General features: G+C 48.6%; 12 protein-coding genes. 8 read left to right on the forward strand and 4 right to left on the reverse strand.

The features are described 5' to 3' along the window. Nucleotides 1-15: 15 nt before the first annotated feature. The 4 genes from nuoK to nuoH form a co-directional block, all read right to left on the reverse strand. Nucleotides 16-321 (reverse strand): NADH-quinone oxidoreductase subunit NuoK, encoded by a 306-nt coding sequence (nuoK, locus tag ACFOET_RS04110; RefSeq protein ID WP_379019855.1) that lies wholly within the window; start codon nucleotides 319-321, stop codon nucleotides 16-18. Continuing rightward, complete coding sequence (locus ACFOET_RS04115; protein ID WP_379019857.1) at nucleotides 318-851, reverse strand: NADH-quinone oxidoreductase subunit J family protein; 534 nt, start codon at nucleotides 849-851, stop codon at nucleotides 318-320. Before ACFOET_RS04115 ends, nuoK begins: the two co-directional genes overlap by 4 nt. Further along, on the reverse strand, nucleotides 851-1,417 hold the full coding sequence (locus ACFOET_RS04120) for a 4Fe-4S binding protein (protein ID WP_379019859.1): 567 nt from the start codon (nucleotides 1,415-1,417) through the stop codon (nucleotides 851-853). Before ACFOET_RS04120 ends, ACFOET_RS04115 begins: the two co-directional genes overlap by 1 nt. A 71-nt stretch (nucleotides 1,418-1,488) precedes the next feature. Beyond that, the gene (nuoH, locus tag ACFOET_RS04125; protein ID WP_379019861.1) at nucleotides 1,489-2,568 is read right to left on the reverse strand and encodes an NADH-quinone oxidoreductase subunit NuoH; all 1,080 of its coding nucleotides are present in this window, start codon (nucleotides 2,566-2,568) and stop codon (nucleotides 1,489-1,491) included. Between the two features lie 363 nt (nucleotides 2,569-2,931). Here nuoH and ACFOET_RS04130 point away from each other — a divergent pair, with 363 nt between their 5' ends. From ACFOET_RS04130 to ACFOET_RS04165, 8 genes are all read left to right on the forward strand, one after another. Beyond that, the gene (locus tag ACFOET_RS04130) at nucleotides 2,932-3,861 is read left to right on the forward strand and encodes a dihydrodipicolinate synthase family protein (RefSeq protein WP_379019863.1); all 930 of its coding nucleotides are present in this window, start codon (nucleotides 2,932-2,934) and stop codon (nucleotides 3,859-3,861) included. Between the two features lie 19 nt (nucleotides 3,862-3,880). Then, the gene (locus ACFOET_RS04135; RefSeq protein ID WP_379019865.1) at nucleotides 3,881-6,445 is read left to right on the forward strand and encodes a sodium:solute symporter family transporter; all 2,565 of its coding nucleotides are present in this window, start codon (nucleotides 3,881-3,883) and stop codon (nucleotides 6,443-6,445) included. 220 nt (nucleotides 6,446-6,665) lie between these two features. After that, nucleotides 6,666-7,634, forward strand: a complete 969-nt coding sequence (locus ACFOET_RS04140) for a sialidase family protein (protein WP_379019867.1) — start codon at nucleotides 6,666-6,668, stop codon at nucleotides 7,632-7,634. Nucleotides 7,635-7,685: 51 nt separating this feature from the next. Beyond that, on the forward strand, nucleotides 7,686-8,375 hold the full coding sequence (locus ACFOET_RS04145; protein ID WP_379019869.1) for a FadR/GntR family transcriptional regulator: 690 nt from the start codon (nucleotides 7,686-7,688) through the stop codon (nucleotides 8,373-8,375). A gap of 195 nt (nucleotides 8,376-8,570) precedes the next feature. After that, entirely contained in the window at nucleotides 8,571-9,710 is a 1,140-nt protein-coding gene (locus tag ACFOET_RS04150) for a sialidase family protein (protein ID WP_379019871.1), read from the forward strand. A gap of 52 nt (nucleotides 9,711-9,762) precedes the next feature. Next, the gene (locus ACFOET_RS04155) at nucleotides 9,763-12,744 is read left to right on the forward strand and encodes a SusC/RagA family TonB-linked outer membrane protein (protein WP_379019873.1); all 2,982 of its coding nucleotides are present in this window, start codon (nucleotides 9,763-9,765) and stop codon (nucleotides 12,742-12,744) included. Between the two features lie 18 nt (nucleotides 12,745-12,762). Continuing rightward, nucleotides 12,763-14,277, forward strand: coding sequence for a RagB/SusD family nutrient uptake outer membrane protein (locus tag ACFOET_RS04160; RefSeq protein ID WP_379019875.1), 1,515 nt, complete (start codon nucleotides 12,763-12,765; stop codon nucleotides 14,275-14,277). A gap of 27 nt (nucleotides 14,278-14,304) precedes the next feature. Further along, nucleotides 14,305-15,438, forward strand: a complete 1,134-nt coding sequence (locus ACFOET_RS04165; protein WP_379019877.1) for a sialidase family protein — start codon at nucleotides 14,305-14,307, stop codon at nucleotides 15,436-15,438. Nucleotides 15,439-15,545 lie beyond the last annotated feature (107 nt).

Genomic DNA, 15,545 nt, shown 5'->3' on the forward strand with positions numbered 1-15,545 from the left:
CAATGTTGTCTTTTATTAATCTTTTAAGTTTTTTATATCTTCTGGATTGACCGATTTGTAAAATTTGTACACGTTGAGGATGATGGCCAGTGCCACGGCTACCGCGGCTGCTGCCAGCACAATGGCGAAGAGGGCAAACACTTGGCCACCATAGAGTGATTTGTCATAGCGGCCGAAAGCCACGAGGTTCAGTATTGCCGCATTGATCATCAATTCGATGCCCACCAGTACCAAGATGGCGTTGCGACGCGCAAGTACGGCGTACAGTCCGATTGAGAACAAGCAGGCGCCGACAACAAGAAAATGGATAAGGGTAATCACGGGCGACCCTCCTTCCGTGTCAGATGGGCGGCGCCGATGAGCGCCATCATAAGAAGAACCGATACCACTTCAAATGGCAACAGGTACCGGGTCATAAGATGCACACCGATGTGCTGAATCGTGTTGTCCGTAGGTTTAATAACTGTATCAGCAGCCTTTGAGGCGGCTATCCAGGCGGGTTCCTGTATGCTTATCTGTATGACGATATAGACCAATACGGCAAGGAAAGATGCAGAAATCAGCAGTGCCTGCCATACCGGGAGAGAGAAAAAGCGCGATTTGTCGCTTTGAAGTAACTCCCTGTTAGAAAGCATGAAAGCAAACAGCAACAACACCAACACACCGCCTACATAAACTAGAATCTGGGTGATCGCCACAAAATCAGCTAAAGCAAATAAATATAATCCTGCAACAGAAAACAGCACCACGAAAAATAGGAACAGCGACCGCGCGATATGCTGCATGCTGACCAGTAGAATGGCCGAGCCGATTGTGATTGCCGCGAAACCGTAGAACACGAATGTCTCCATTATCGGCTACCTTTCTTTACCGCCTCCTTTTCGGCTTGGAATTTCGTCCACTCGCGTTTCTTTTCTTCGACTTCTTCGGGCGTCATTTCGGCGAAGGAGTACGTCAGTTCAGACAGGTCGGTCATACTTCGGTCGTACTGGTCAGTCATGGTGATACATTCGGTGGGGCATACCACCGTGCATAGACCGCAGTACATGCATTTGGCCATGTCAATATCAAACGCGGCGGCATACAGGCGTTTTACGCTGCCATCAGACGTTTTGCCGATCACCCCAGTGGCTTTGACAGGTTCAATGGCAATGCAATCTACCGGGCACGCCTTGGCGCAAAGGTCACAAACAATGCAGTCGTCAATTTCCACGTCCAATTGGTAGCGGGCTACTTCGGGTATAGGCATTTTTTCCCTAGGAAACTGGACAGTGGTAACCCCATCCTGATGATCAAAATAATCCGCTTTCCGAACGTCAAGCGCATGGCGCGACCTGCGGGCACCTACGAGGTGGGTCAGGGTGATGGCTAACCCCTTCGCGGCCGTAACAAAAGCGTGTATAGCTATTTTAAGCATTCCTGTTTTTCTGTTTTGTCATTCCGGCTGTCAGTGTTTCGACCACCGACCACCTTTCTTTGTTCGTTTGGTCACCCACCGCTCATCACCCAAACCCGCCATATTCCTGACAGGGCCATGCACAGGAACGCAAGTGGCGTAAGCACTTTCCAACATAATGCCATAAGCTGGTCGGCACGCAGGCGTGGAAGTGTCCACCGGATCCACATCTGTATGCCAACGATCAGCAACGTTTTAGACAGCGTCCAGCAAATCCCCCAAACAGTCCCAGTGGTCCAACTGGCCAATTTCAGCTGCCCGACGTTTGGCAACGGCGTATTCCATCCGCCGAGGAAAACAACCACGCCGATCATGGCCACCAAAAACATCATGGCGTATTCAGCAAGAAATACGAAGGCAAATCGCAGACCTCCGTATTCCGTGTGAAAACCGCCGACCAATTCGGACTCCGCTTCAGGAATGTCAAACGGTGCGCGGTTGCATTCGGCTAACGAGGCGATGAAGAAAATCACATAAGCAAGCAATAAATGCGGAGCCTGAAATACGTGCCAAGCCAATAAGCCGCCAATGGAACTCACATCCCAGATGCCAAGGAAAAGCAGGGTGTTTTCCGTCACAATACCCTGATTGATCGTGATTTCCTGCATGTTAAGTGACTGTGCAACCATGATGACCGATATCAGAGCAATCCCGGCGGGGATTTCATAGGATACGATCTGCGCCACGGCGCGCATGGAACCGAGCAGGGAAAATTTATTGTTTGAGCCCCACCCAGCCATCAATAGGCCAATAGCATCTACGGCAATGACGGCAAGAACGTAGAACAGCCCCAGATGAAGGGTAGCCGGAGCGATGCCCGGTGCCCAAGGCATGACGGCAAATCCCAGAAATACTGCCACGAAGATGACGACGGGCGCCACGGCAAACAGGATTTTGTCCGCTGCCGAAGGCGTGATGAACTCTTTTTGGATCAGCTTTATGATATCCGCCAACGTTTGGAGTATACCAAATTTGCCGGTTTCCATCGGACCGAGACGGTCTTGGACGAAGCCGGCTATTTTGCGTTCGCTATATACGGCAAATAGTGTAAAAAGGGCAATAAACCCAAACATTCCGATAGCTACGGTGAGATATATAAGGTAAAAAATCACGTTACTTCACACGCTTGAATTTCGTGCAAACATACGGATTTGATGGGATAATATATAGTAAGTTGATAGATTATTGCTTAGCAGTTATTTTCAATAATTTTATATCCGTCATAGTGATAAAGTGATCAACCATGGTATGATTGAGGGTTCAAATAGATGCCACCTTTTTGGAATTATATTTGGAAAATAATATAATTATACAGTTATTTGTTTATATGTTCTACATATAAGGAGGCGGTCTTAATGGCCGTCTATCTAAATTGTGGTGCTTCAGGCTTTCGATTTATCGGTAAGGGAGTATCGGGCTGCCGAGTAGACGCCTATATCAAAAAGATGAAACAACATTTAAATAATTATATATAAATGACAAAAATAGAAGGGCTGATTGCGGCTACATTTTCCACATTCCACGAAGATGGGACGCTGAATTTGGACTTGGTGCCCGTGCTGGTCGACAAATTAGTAGAAGACGGACTGCGTGGAGTGTTTGTTTGTGGGACCAATGGTGAGGGACCAAACATGACAGTGCAGGAGCGTATGGCTGTAGCTGAAGCATATGTAAAGGCGGCAAGGAAGCGGCTGCTTGTATTTGTTCATGTAGGGCACAACTCCATCGGCGAGTCACGAAAAATGGCAGCCCATGCGTCACGGATCGGAGCAGATGCCATTTCAGCTGTGGCTGGATTTTATTTCAAGCCGTCATCCGTGGAAAACCTGGTCTATTGTATGGCGGAAATCGCTTCCGCAGCCCCGGATTTACCGTTCTATTATTATCACATACCGGCATTGACCGGAGTAGGAATGGATATGGTCGATTTTCTAAGGCTATCCGAAGAGCAAATACCCAATTTAGCGGGCATCAAATACACTGCTTCTTCGCTGCACGAGTACCAAGCGTGTATCAATTATGGTGGTGGCAAGTTTGATATATTGTTCGGCTATGACGAAATGCTCTTAAGTGCGCTTACCGTTGGCGCCAAGGGGGCCGTGGGTAGCACATACACCTTTGCGGCCCCGTTATACCGCCAATTGATGGCGGAATTCAATGCCGGCAATCTGGAGGGAGCGCGTCGCGCCCAACACCTTTCCGTACAAATGGTAAGGCGCTTAACACAACATTCGTCGATACCAGCGCAAAAGGCTATCATGGCTATGCGCGGAATCGACCTGGGGCCGTGTCGGTTGCCGTTAAAAGCACTTTCTGTGTTTGATAGTAAATTGCTTGAGGCAGGATTGGACGACATCAAATTCTTTGAAACATTGAACATTGTGCACGCTGCCAAGCCTGCCTAATAATTAAAGCAGACTCGCCATGAGGATATTTATTTTATTATGCTTCTTATTGTCTTCGCTTCCCTTTACCGGTAGCACGCAGCATTTGGCTTCGTCAGGCTTCCGGTGGGATCAACTCCCGCCCTTGCCAGACCAGACGGGATTTGCGGGCGCATTTTCGGGCGTTTCAAACGACGCCTTGATTGTGGCCGGAGGTGCCAATTTCCCTACAGGAATGCCCTGGGAGGGAGGTGCTAAGGTTTGGCACGATGAGGTTTTCGTGCTGCGATCTCCACAGGGCGAATGGATACGGGCGGCGAAGCTGCAAAGACCTTTGGCTTACGGGACATCCATTACTACCACCCAGGGATTGCTTTGTATCGGTGGTAACGACCAGAGCCAGCATTCCAGTGATGTGTTTATGCTTATATGGAACGGCCAGGAAATTATCGTTGAAGAATATCCCTCCCTGCCGGTGCCTTTGGCTTATTCAGCAGGAGCAATTATCGGTAAAAATGTCTATCTGGCCGGAGGCTTGGAAGCTTCCGATTCAGCAACCCCGGCAAGCGTTTTCCTGAAATTGGATTTGTCTGATACAACCGCGGGTTGGACACAGTTGGACACCTGGCCCGGCCCTCCGCGAATGTTGGCTGTGGCAGGCACCATAGATCAGTCCTTTTACCTGATAAGCGGAGTGGACTTGGAAGCTGATAGCACCGGTAAAACCCGGAGATCTTACTTGAAAGATGCCTACCGCTATACCCCATCTGGAGAATGGCAGCAGATCGCCGACCTGCCAAACGCAGTGGCTGCAGCTCCTTCACCCGCCATGGCATCAGGGCAAAACCACTTGTTGGTGTTGGGAGGCGATGAGGGCTCACATTTTTTCCGGCAGGCTGAATTACGCGAACGGCACCCCGGGTTCAACAGGACGGTGCTCGGGTACCATGCCGTTACCGATACGTGGGCAGCACTGGGTGCGTTGCCCAGCGCCGTCGGAGGGAATGAGGTAATGCCCGCTGTAACCACCCCACTCGTAACCTGGCGGGGAAAATCCATTATTCCCACAGGGGAAATAAAACCTGGTATAAGAAGTCCTCAGGTTATACAGGTATCTCCTACACAACAGAAATCAGGGTTTGCCACGGTAGATATTGGTATTCTCGTGACCTATTTTTTAGTGGTTATTGGCATTGGTATTTACTATTCCAATAGCGAGAAAACACAGCGCGACTACTTCCTCGGGGGCAACCGGATCCCCTGGTGGGCGGCTGGCATCAGTATTTTTGCTACGCAGCTTAGTGCCATCACGTTTATGGCTATACCGGCCAAAGCATTTTCCACCAACTGGGTTTACGTAGTAGCCAATATGACGATTATAGCCGTAGCTCCGATTGTCATTGCGATATACCTGCCGTTTTTCCGGCGGCTCAATATCATTACGGCCTATGAATATCTTGAGAAGCGGTTTGGCCTTGCCGCCCGGTGGACTGCCGGCGTGGCATTTATTCTGTTTCAACTCGGTAGAATGGGTATTGTCATCTTCCTGCCGTCGCTGGCGCTGAATGCCGTATTGGATGTTAATATTTATCTGTGTATTGCGCTAATCGGTGGTTTATCTACTACTTATACGTTTTTGGGTGGTATCGAGGCGGATATCTGGAACGACATGTTTCAAGCATTTCTATTAATTGGATGTGCCATTGTGAGCCTGATATTGATTACTTCATCTATTGACGGAGGGCTGGGCGAGATCATTTCGATGGGTATGGAAGAAGGTAAATTCAAGTTGGCCAACATGACGTGGGATATGACCACCGATGCCCTTTGGGTGGTAATCATCGGTAGTTTTTTTGCCAATATTGTTTCCTATACCTCAGACCAGGCGGTGATCCAACGCTATCTTTCTACCAAGGATGAAAAGAAATCGGCAAAATCCATTTGGACTAATGCCATATTGGCAATTCCTGCCACGCTGTTGTTCTTCAGTGTAGGTACGGCATTATGGGCTTTTTACAAAACCCATCCCCAGTTGCTAAACCCGGCCAGCCGTTCCGACGATATTTTTCCTTGGTTCATCGCGCAACAGTTGCCGGCTGGCGTATCAGGATTGGTCATCACCGCCATATTTGCGGCAGCGATGTCCTCGGTCGATTCCAGTGTCAATTCGATGTCTGCCGTAATTACCAACGATTTCTACAAGCGGTTAAAACCCGCAGCTACGGACAAGCAGTGCATGAAATTGGCTCACAGGGCCACCCTCATGCTCGGGCTTATTGGTATTGGCACCGCAAGCTATATTGCATTCCTCAATAGTCCTTCTATGTGGGACCAATATCTGAAAATCGTAGGGCTATTCGGTGGTGCTCTGGCGGGTATGTTTATGGTGGGGATATTTGTGCGGCGTGTACATCTCAGTGCGGTGCTTGTTGGTTTCTTCGGCGCGGCAGGCACGCTGTTTGCGGTGCAACAATTCACTTCCATACACCTGCTATTATATGCGGCCATCGGTATATTCGTTTGTTTTTTCCTAAGTGTATTAGCTAGTTACTTGATCCCCGGCCCTAAAGGGGACGATCACCTGATATATAGAAGGACTAAATAACCCTCCTGATGAAGCTAGCTATACGTTGAAGATGATGAAACATTTTTTTTTTCTACTGCTAACGACAATCGGATTGTTGTTAGTACTGCCATTTCAGTCAGCAGGGAACGTTAGTCAGCAAGGAATGCATCGGCCAGATACAATCTGGTCTGGCCGTTTGGCAATCCCCGGAGAGGTTCGTGTAGCTGTTCCTTCGCCAAAGAACCCTAAAATCACACATTTGGCATGGCCAAAAGCAATAAAGACTCTGAATGGTACTATTGTACTCGCATACTTAGCTGGCCAGTTCCATGGATCAAAAGGCGGACATTCCCCAGCGGTTTCCGTTTCAAAGGATAAGGGGCGGTCATTCAGCGATCCCCGCATCTTAAAAGATTTTTCTGAAAATATAAATTATCCAGAAAGTGGGAATTTGGCTATGGGACTGGCTGCCGATGGGGCAATCGTACTTTTGGCGATGGCATATAAAGGCAATGAAGCAAACCATATTTTCGGATGGCGGTCTGAAGATGACGGAGAGACTTGGGAGCCTGTCGATACGTCGGCATTGGGGCCTAATAAAACCGGCTCGGTATCTGGCACGATCATACAAATCCCCGGAAACAAATTGATGGTAGCAGGGCATTACCGGGCCGGGTCGGAACCTTATCAAACGGGTATTTGGCAATCCATATCGGATGATGGCGGCAAAACCTGGCAAAAGCCGGAAATGATTACAAACATTAACGGCGGTGAACCTGTCTTAATGCGATCAGGTGATCGGCTGTTGGTTCTTATCCGTGGAAGGGAGGCGGGTGCCGTGCGTCAATATTTGGCGGTTTCAGAAGACTTGGGTAAGACCTGGCGCCTTGAATTAACATCGATAGATGCGCAAAATAACCATACGCTCGGATTGGCTCATCCATTTGCGATGATAAATCCTTCCAATCCAGCACAGCTAATTGCGCTAACTACCGAAAGGCCTTTGCCCGGCAGTATCTGGCTTTGGAAAGGGGATGTGGATAAATTGACATTTGAGTTGGATTCGAAATTGATGGATATACCTGAAGTTAAGGCAGTAGGGAGGGATGACTACGGTTACACCTGGCTCGTTCATCTTGAAGGTTCACATTATCTTATGTTTTACTATCACGGGTTTAAACGAGGGGACAACGCCATTTGGGTCGCTGAATTTGACTTGCCGATCTAAACCACTTATTGCTGTTTTATATTATATTTGTCCGATATATTGTCGAAGCGTATGATTAATACTGGTCTAAACCCCATCAGCAGCATTACCATGACCGACCAAGCAGAAGAGCGGCTGCGGGAATATTTCGTGAATAAGGGATTCAAGATCGGCGATTCTTTACCTAAAGAGACGGAGCTGGCGGAGGCTTTAGGCGTAAGCCGGAGTGTTCTGAGGGAGGCGCTCAGTAGATTGCGTATGCTGGGGATGATTGATGTGCGCAAGCGACGTGGCACCATCCTGACCGAACCGGATGTATTGAGCGGGATGGCTCGTATTCTTGAACCGAAGCTGTTGAGCAAGGAGACGTTAAAGCGTCTCTTTGAGGTGCGGCTCATGTTGGAAATGGGACTTGGCGAGTTTCTCTATAGCCGAATAACCGACGGGCATTTTCAAAAGCTGGAGGATATCCTCAGTGAAGAGTCGGAAGCTCAAAGCAAAGCCGAATTGGTTGCCTTGGATATTAAGTTTCATTCGACGCTCTACGAGATTACCGGCAATCCAGTTATTATCAGGTTCCAAAGGATGCTACAACCGATCTTCCAGTTCGGCTTGGATTACCGTGCCGAGATCCATAAGCCGGGCCAACCGCCGAAAGTAACCCATCAGAATTTGGTCAGTATATTGAAAGATGGCGATGCGGCCGCTTTCCGGGAAGCAATGAGACAACATTTTAATCTTCATTTTCAGTTGGTTAGCTGATTGTAAATAAAAAGTCGGCACAGAAATTTGCATATGTGATAAGCGTATTATTACATTTGTTTATACTAATACATCAGACATATATGATTTACTGTGCATTCCTGCGCAGAATAAAAATATACTAATCCATTATTCTAATATGTAGGACATTAGAATATGAGTAAGTAGGCGTATTTGAAACCAATTTGTAAAGCTATGAAAGTAAAGTTCTGTATTCGTTTAATTGCAGTGAGTGTTTTATTTCTGCCTAATGTTTCGGCCAAGGGCAAAATGATAACAATCGGCCCTGTCGATTCTTTGACGACATTTGACATTTCGGGAGACACCCTACGGCAGGTTGTCGTGGCACAAGGGGATTCAATCACCTATCAGGGACATCCGACTACGGTATTGCTACCCGATGGAAAAACCATGTATTGTGTATGGACGTATAACCACGGGGGACCCTGCGGTCCATTGAAAAGAAGTACAGACGGGGGACTTACCTGGAGCGAGTTGCTCGATGTTCCCGAGAATTGGTCATCCGTCAGGAATTGCCCCACTATTTACCGCCTACCGCACCCCGACGGTGGCCACCATTTGTTTGTATTTGCCGGAACAGGGCCAGACGGAAGTATGTATCAGTCGTTTTCCACGGACGACGGCAAGAGATGGTCGCCCATGGAAAGCAACGGAATGGGGCCATGTGTGATGCCCTTTTGTACGATCGAATCTATTGAAGACGGAAAGCGATTGCTCGCTATGTCAAACATTAGAAGGCCTGGCGAAACCTCGGAACACCGGTCGAATGTGGTGGCACAGAGCTTTTCGCAGGATGGGGGTTTCTCATGGAGTCCGTGGGAAATCGTATCGGATATACCTGGCTTGAAACCTTGCGAACCGGAAATTGTCCGATCTCCCGATGGTAAAGAACTGCTTTGTCTGTTAAGGGAAAACGTTAAACGGGTATCCCTGTATATGGTTAGCCATGATGAGGGGAGATCGTGGTCTGAACCCAAGGCACTGCCTTTTGCATTGCATGGTGATCGACATAAGGCGAAATATACCAAAGATGGTCGATTGGTGGTGGTATTTCGGGATACCGGAAATGGCAGTGCGACACGCAACCATTTCGTGGCTTGGGTAGGAAAATATGAGGACATAGTAGCTGGAAAATCAGGAGATTATCGGGTAAAGTTGCTGCATAGCTACCGGAAAGGCGACTGCGGATACCCAGGCCTGGAACTGCTGCCGGATGGCACGTTTGTGGCAACCACATATATCAAATACCGGCCCGGACCTGAACGCAATTCCGTCATTAGCACAAGGTTTAGATTGGACGAATTCAATCGGTAACAAGAGGTGGATTTTTATTAGTAACCAATAAAGCCAAATTATGAATATTCGAATGGTTATTTTATCATTCCTGTTTTGCACAGCGGCTTTGCAGATCCAGGAAGCGCATGCGCAACAGTCCAGGGTGTCTGGCCGGGTGACAACTGCGGATTCGGATGAACCGTTGGCGGGCGTAAGCATCAAATTGGAAGGTTCTGACGTTGGGACGGTGACCGATGCGGAGGGGAAATACACGCTTGGTGTTTCCCGATTGGACGGTTGGCTGATCGCTTCATTTGTTGGATTTAAAACCGAGCGCATTGCCCTCGGAGGCAGGGCCCAAATCAACTTCAGGCTTGAGTCTACCAGCGAAGCCTTGGACCAGGTGGTTGTAGTTGGGTATGGCACGCAAAGGCGGCGGGACATCACGGGTTCGATTGCCGAAGTATCCAGCGAGGAGCTCCAAAACCAACCGCTGGTCAGCATCGACCAGTTATTGCAAGGTAAAGCTGCGGGTGTACAGATATCCAACTCGTCGGGTGCCCCCGGTGGCCGGGTAAACATCCGGATACGGGGTGCCAGTTCCGTAAATGCCGGAAATGAGCCGTTGTTTGTCATCGATGGTATACCTGTGTACAACGATAGCAAGGATCCCGGGGGGACTTCATATGGTACTTTTACGCCAACCAATGCAATGGCCTCCCTTAACCCTGAAGACATCGAATCGGTGGCGATACTCAAGGATGCGTCTGCTACGGCTATTTATGGATCGAGGGGTAATAACGGCGTTGTACTGATCACCACAAAAAGGGGACGCGGCGAACAAGTGCAGGTGGATTACAGTGGCTACTATGGATCGCAACGCCTGATCAGAAAGCTGGATCTGATGAACGGGAGGGAACATGCCACCTTTTTGAACGACTGGGCGGCAGAAGGAAACATGCCGATACCTTTCCCTGATCCGGATGCAATCGGAGAAGGTACGGATTGGCAGGACGAAGTATTCCGGGTAGCCCCGATGCAAAACCACCAACTATCGCTTTCGAGCGGTGGAGGAAAGACAAGGTATTTTGTGTCAGGTAATTATCTTTCGCAAGATGGAATTGCGTTGAACTCATCACTGGATCGGTATTCCTTTCGGATCAACGCGGATAACCAAATCAACGAAAAAATTACATTCAGCCAGTCAATCGCATACAATAGAACTATTAACCAAGCTGTACCAACGAATAGCGCGGGGTCAGACAATATCCGGTCAGTGGCAGATAAGGTATTCGCTACGTCTCCAACAATTCCCGTATTTGACGAAAACGGTGAATATGTGACCGATTGGTATGGCGGCGGAAAAACAGAAAGCCCAATAGCGTCCTTGCTCACGATCAAAAACCGGTTGACCGGAGATAACTTATTGGGAAATCTTTCGCTTAGCTACAAAATTCTCGAAGGCCTTACCTTCAAGACCCTGTGGGGTGTCAATCTCATCAGCAGGAGCAATGAGGAATATTATCCCAGGGAAACAACCTATATCGGAGGTATATTGGGTGGATTGGGTGTTCTATCGGAGCGGAGATTCACCAATGTGCTGAACGAAAACACCTTGCACTATAGCACAGACTTCAGCGATGTACATCAATTGGATGTCCTCGGAGGCTTTACATGGCAAACGGAGGAAATAAAGTCTACTACTACACAGCCTTCGGGATTCCCGCATGACCGTTTTGGCGTTGATAATATTGGCAGTGCATCAGGGGTACCGGACGTCTCTTCTTCCGTCAACGAATGGGGGCTGGCGTCTTTTATTGGAAGGGCTAATTATGCCTATAGAAATAAGATACTCGCCACAGTGACCCTAAGGGCCGATGGGTCGACCAAATTTGGAAGAGGTAACAAGTGGGGGTATTTCCCATCGATGGCATTAGCCTATAGGATCTCAGAGGAACAGTTTATGAAAGCACAGAACATAGTTAGCGACCTGAAAATCAGGGCTAGTTACGGTGTCACCGGGAATCAGGAGATCGGCAACTATCAGTCGCTCGCCAGATTGATAACCAGTAACATCTACATCATCGACGGTCAGCTGGTATCGGGCGCTAGCCAAACAAGTCTAGCTAACCGCGAACTTAGGTGGGAGCGGGCAGCACAATGGGACCTCGGTTTGGATGTTTCCCTGTTTGACAATGCATTGAACGTGGTGTTTGACTATTATAACAAACGGACGAATGACCTGTTGTTTGAAGTGAATTTACCTGCCTATTCGGGATACAGTACCGCCTTGTACAACACCGGCAACCTGAACAACAAAGGGTTTGAAGTCGGCGTGGGCGGCGACCTGAATTTCGGAGCGCTCGGTTGGAATCTCAATGTCAATTACTCCCGCAATAACAGTGAGATGGTTTCCTTGGGGCGCTCAGCGTCCACCTCTCTTTTTATCGGTTATCCACCGGGTGTAATCCGTGGTTACATCTATGACGGCGTTTTCAATACTCAACAAGAAATAGATGCCCAATCCGTACAACAAGGAGTAAAGCCGGGCGATGCGCGGTACCGGGACACCAACGGCGATGGCCAACTGGATGCCGATGATCTGGTTATATTGGGAAGCCCCATTCCCGACTACATTTTCGGCTTTAACAATCGGTTTACCTACAAAGGCGTATCGTTGGGTGTGTTTTTGCAAGGTGAAATCGGCAGGAAGGAAATGCATGGAATGTCGATAACCAATCCGGCTACCGGAGGAAGTAATAAGCTCCGTTCGCTCATGAATAGATGGACCCCTCAGAACCCTGATAGCGACATACCGAGAGCAAATGTTTCGAATTGGATGGGATCTTCCACATACAACCTGGTCGATGGTTCTTACGTGAAAATAAGAAATATCCAGTTGGGGTATGATATCCCCGGACGGTTCATCGGTCAGTCGAGAAAACTTCATGTGTACGCATCCGGACAAAATCTGTTCACCTTCACGAGAGACTATCCGGGGTATGACCCGGACGGTGGACGGCATTACCCCACAGCGCGTACGATTATCTTTGGTGTTAACCTTGGCCTGTAGCCATATAATAATGTAATCATGAAATACATCAATAAGACTTTCATCGGCTTAATCATGTTGCTGGTTAGCGTAGGGTTCGTGTCGTGCGAAAAGTTTCTTGAGGAAGAACCGCGCGGTTTTCTGGCTCCTGAAAATTTTTATGAAAACGAACGTGACTTGTTTACTGCGTTGGTTGGAGTTTACGATGCGTTGGGCACGAATAGCGAAACATTTTTGGCCAGGAGGCTCCATTACCTGACGTCGCTTCCGGCCGGAGAAACTTATACACCAACACTATCTGACCAACGGCTGCTGGCCAATTATACATTTACCAATGATCATGCTGATATCAACAGGGTATGGAGCAGTATGTACGCCGGCATCGTTAGGGCTAACAGTGTAATCCATCGGGGCGCATCCGTTCCGATGAATGAGGGGCTCAAACAACAATATATTGGTGAGGCTTGTTTTCTCAGGGCACTTTTTTATTTTTACGGTCTCAGGCTTTGGGGCGAACTGCCACTGATTGTTAATGAGGTAACCTCCTTAGGTGACGTAAACGTCGGGCGGAGTAGTCTGAAGGCCGTTTACGAACAAATTATAGCCGATCTTGAATTTGGCATCCAAACCGTGCCGCCAACAAATCAGGAGGGGCGTGCTACGCTTGGAGCAATAAAAGCGCTATTAGCCAAGGTATACCTCACCCGTGCTTCTTCAGCTGCTGGAGGGCCGGATGATTATCAATTGTGTGCAACACTCTGCAACCAAGTACTCGATATGCCAGAACATGGTTTAATGCCGGATTATCAATTGATTTTCGGTCCCCCAAACGAGTTCAATCGTGAATCGTTGTTTGAATGGCAGGGAGATCGGAAGCTATCCCCTCTGGGCGAGCACAGTATTTTGGGGTCCTTTTCCTTGCCAAGAGGGATCCGTATTTTTCCTGAACAAACCGCATCTGATGGCGGTAGTACCGTAAGTACAGTCGCATACTTTAATCTGTACGACGAACGTGATTACCGTCGGGAGTCCACTTTTGTCTACGAGGGCGAAAGCTTCAACGGACAGTGGCTGAGCTGGGAACAGTTCCCTACCCCATATCCAGCCCCTTGTTGGAAATATGTAGACCGTACAGCGACCTCCCGGAACGATTTTGCGTTCTGCGGCAATTTCATTGTGCTGCGGTTGGCTGATGTTTACCTGATGCGCGCCGAAGCGCTGAACGAATTGGAGGGGCCTACGGATGAAGCGTATTCCATGATTAATACGATCAGGGAGCGTGCACGGAACAGAAATGGAAATCCAACCGATTTTCCGCAGAATCTAGAAGGGCTTGATAAGGATGGGTTCAGAGATGCGGTATTGCTCGAACGGGCTGTTGAACTGGGTTTTGAAGGGCATCGATGGTTCGATCTAGTGCGGACTAAGCGACTAGTGGCGACGCTAAAGGCAATTGATTCCACGCTTCCGGTTTCCGAAAAGCACTTGCTGTTTCCCATCCCACCCGATGAACTATTATTGAACGAATTGATCACGCAAAACCCCGACTGGTAACCGCTATTCCCTATGATATACGATAAGATGTTAATAATAAGTATCAGTATGCTGTTGCTGCATATCTTAATGGACATGCCGCAAAAACGCGATATCAGCGCTCCCATATTGCAGAAACAGGTGTTGTGGGAAAATGGTGAGAATGGCATAGCTGCCTATTTCGTTTACGGATTGTTAGTCACCGAAAAGGGAAACGTTTTGGTTGCGTCGGAAGGTCGTATCCACGACGGAACCGACGATGGGGCACATCATATCGTTGTCAGGCGGAGTACGGACATGGCCAAAAGCTTTTCTGACTCCGAGATCGTTGTCGAAAGCGTGGCGGGACAATCATGGGCGAATCCTACCTTAATGCAGGACCGTAATACAGGCGCCGTCTTTTTATTCTATGCGTTAAATTCGAATAATAGCCATTCCAGGGTGTTTTTTATCCGCAGCGATGATGATGGCGCCTCATGGTTGCCGCCCACGGAGGTTACTGAGCTCTTTGCGGATAACCCACATGGTTGGACGTTTCACCTCCCTGGTCCAGGCCATGGCATCCAAACCACCGGCGGTAGGCTCCTCGTTCCCATATGGCACCGTAAGCGTATATCGCATGCGCCGCTAGCAAGGGCGTATGGCGTAAACTGTATTTTCAGCGACGACGGCGGAATAACGTGGAAGGTGGGTGGAGACACCCCGGTTGGGGAATTGAATGAATCGCAGCTTGTGGAGCGGGAAGATGGCTCGCTGCTTTTAATCGGACGAACGTACTCCATGGAAAATAGTTCCTGGCAGGCAAAAGTATATAGTACAGACGGCGGGGAAACTTGGAGTAGTGAATTGGAATACGACCATGGGTTGACCGGAAGAGTATGCGACATTGGCTTGATCCGCAAGAGTTTTCAGCCTAACGTTATCCTGGTATCTCAGCCGTCGGATGTCAAAAGACGTGCGGAGCTGATTATTAGGATGAGCGCGGATGATGGCCGTTCATGGCCAATTCAACGAATTCTTCAGACCGGCCCCTCCACCTACTCGGATTTAGCGGTGTTGCCTGACGGTACCGTGCTGTGTTTATACGGGCATGGGCAAGGTGATTTGAAAAATATGCCGGCAGCCGTATCATTGGCGCGGTTCAATACGGCTTGGCTCACCGAGGAATCCAAGGCGCATTAGAAATATGGAAGTAGTAGGTGAACTCGGTATTTGCTTGACGTTGGCAACAGTCATAAGTCACAGCGGTTGAGCAGGGGGCTGACTATCATGCCAAAGGATATAGATTT

This window comes from Parapedobacter deserti, assembly GCF_042646065.1.
Taxonomy (GTDB): domain Bacteria; phylum Bacteroidota; class Bacteroidia; order Sphingobacteriales; family Sphingobacteriaceae; genus Parapedobacter; species Parapedobacter deserti.

Coding starts and splice junctions, on each gene's coding strand:
- ACFOET_RS04115 (WP_379019857.1), bottom strand. CDS start 851: ATGGAGACATTCGTGTTCTACGGTTTCGCGGCAATCACAATCGGCTCG.
- ACFOET_RS04120 (WP_379019859.1), bottom strand. CDS start 1,417: ATGCTTAAAATAGCTATACACGCTTTTGTTACGGCCGCGAAGGGGTTA.
- ACFOET_RS04130 (WP_379019863.1), top strand. CDS start 2,932: ATGACAAAAATAGAAGGGCTGATTGCGGCTACATTTTCCACATTCCAC.
- ACFOET_RS04135 (WP_379019865.1), top strand. CDS start 3,881: ATGAGGATATTTATTTTATTATGCTTCTTATTGTCTTCGCTTCCCTTT.
- ACFOET_RS04145 (WP_379019869.1), top strand. CDS start 7,686: ATGATTAATACTGGTCTAAACCCCATCAGCAGCATTACCATGACCGAC.
- ACFOET_RS04150 (WP_379019871.1), top strand. CDS start 8,571: ATGAAAGTAAAGTTCTGTATTCGTTTAATTGCAGTGAGTGTTTTATTT.
- ACFOET_RS04155 (WP_379019873.1), top strand. CDS start 9,763: ATGGTTATTTTATCATTCCTGTTTTGCACAGCGGCTTTGCAGATCCAG.
- ACFOET_RS04160 (WP_379019875.1), top strand. CDS start 12,763: ATGAAATACATCAATAAGACTTTCATCGGCTTAATCATGTTGCTGGTT.
- ACFOET_RS04165 (WP_379019877.1), top strand. CDS start 14,305: ATGTTAATAATAAGTATCAGTATGCTGTTGCTGCATATCTTAATGGAC.